At 48.0% G+C, this 610-nt stretch carries 1 tRNA gene and 2 rRNA genes; all 3 read left to right on the plus strand.

Annotated features, from left to right (window positions below):
• Positions 1-81: ribosomal RNA gene (locus M3661_RS29810) — 16S ribosomal RNA — on the plus strand; the annotation flags it as partial.
• Between the two features lie 93 nt (positions 82-174).
• Positions 175-250, plus strand: a tRNA-Ala gene (locus M3661_RS29815).
• 254 nt (positions 251-504) lie between these two features.
• Positions 505-610: ribosomal RNA gene (locus tag M3661_RS29820) — 23S ribosomal RNA — on the plus strand; the annotation flags it as partial.

Raw genomic sequence — 610 nt, forward strand, 5'->3', positions numbered from 1 at the left:
CCGCCGAAGGTGGGGTAGATGATTGGGGTGAAGTCGTAACAAGGTAGCCGTATCGGAAGGTGCGGCTGGATCACCTCCTTTCTAAGGATTTTGTCTCCTGCGACGGAGACACAAGGAAGCAAAGCTTTCAAACCAAACGATTGCTCGTTGTCAGTTTTGATGGAACTTATATATGGGGCCATAGCTCAGCTGGGAGAGCGCCTGCCTTGCAAGCAGGAGGTCAGCGGTTCGATCCCGCTTGGCTCCACCATATATTTTCATCTTTTTATTGTACCTTGAAAACTGAATCGCGAAAGTAAAGTGTCTTAGAATCATCCTTTAAAATAAAGGTTTAAAAGGTCACTTTTCAGCACCGAGAAGGTTGCTTGAAGTTGAAGAAAGAGGAGCGGAGTGCAGTTGAGGCTGCATGAGCACCGGATTTCGAAACTGAATGCAAGATTCGATGCCGAGTGACACCCTGAAATCCTTCGTGATCAAAAGGGGACTTTTAAACAACCTTATCTAGGTTAAGCTAGTAAGAGCACACGGAGGATGCCTAGGCACCAGGAGCCGATGAAGGACGTGGCGAACAACGAAATGCCTCGGGGAGCTGTAAGCAAGCATTGATCCG

Source organism: Paenibacillus sp. MER 180 (assembly GCF_023713665.1).
Taxonomy (GTDB): domain Bacteria; phylum Bacillota; class Bacilli; order Paenibacillales; family Paenibacillaceae; genus Paenibacillus_B; species Paenibacillus_B suaedae.